Source organism: Pseudomonas sp. AGC41 (genome assembly GCF_057334555.1).
Genome location: NZ_JBHFJB010000117.1, coordinates 89846 through 90759, shown reverse-complemented (window position 1 = coordinate 90759; position 914 = coordinate 89846). Strand labels below are relative to the sequence as shown.

General features: G+C 64.6%; 1 protein-coding gene. It reads right to left on the bottom strand.

Annotation, left to right across the window (positions count from 1 at the left end; all coding sequences use genetic code 11):
• Nucleotides 1-84 precede the first annotated feature (84 nt).
• Entirely contained in the window at nt 85-804 is a 720-nt protein-coding gene (locus ACE04F_RS20600) for a 16S rRNA (uracil(1498)-N(3))-methyltransferase (protein ID WP_486109542.1), read from the bottom strand.
• Nucleotides 805-914: the final 110 nt, after the last annotated feature.

Below are 914 nucleotides of genomic sequence, written 5' to 3'. Positions count from 1 at the left end.
GGATCAGCTTGCATTGATGCTGAATGTTGAATCGCCTTCGCGAGCAGGCTCGCTCCCACAGGTGATCTTCAGTGTCGCGGAGCCTTAGAAATCCCCCCACAACTGCTGCGCCACCGCCAGCGCCACCACCGGCGCGGTTTCGGTACGCAGCACGCGGGGGCCGAGGCGGGCTGCATGGTAGCCGGCGGTTTTGGCCTGCTCGACTTCGGCGTCCGACAGGCCGCCCTCGGGGCCGATCAGGAACGCCAGGGTCGAAGGCTTGGCATGGCTGGTCAGCGGATCGGCAACCGGGTGTAGCACCAGTTTCAGCTCGGCCTCGGTCTGCTTCAACCAGTCCGCCAGCAACAGCGGCGGGTGGATCACCGGCACGGTCGAGCGTCCGCACTGTTCGCAGGCGCTGATCGCCACCTGGCGCCAGTGCAGCAAGCGTTTGTCGGCGCGCTCGTCCTTGAGGCGCACTTCGCAGCGCTCGCTGAAAATCGGCGTGATTTCGCTGACCCCCAGTTCCGTGGCCTTCTGGATCGCCCAGTCCATGCGCTCGCCCCGGGACAGGCCCTGGCCAAGATGAATGCGCAAAGGCGACTCGGTCTGCCCGGCAAATTGTTCGTCGAGTTGTATACGCACGCATTTCTTGCCGACCTCGGCCAGGGTGCCGCGAAACTCCTGGCCGGAACCGTCGAATACCTGCACCGCATCGCCCGCGGCCATGCGCAGCACCCGGCCGATGTAGTGGGCCTGGGCTTCTGGCAACTCGTGATTGCCGAGGCTCAGGGGGGTGTCGATGAAGAAGCGGGAGAGTCTCATGTTTGGTCTCTACACAATCGGATTGCGCATTGCTGCGTGGTCGGGTGCTTTGTGGTGAGCAAGCTTTTGTGGCGAGGGAGCTTGCTCCCGCTGGGCTGCGAAGCGGCCCC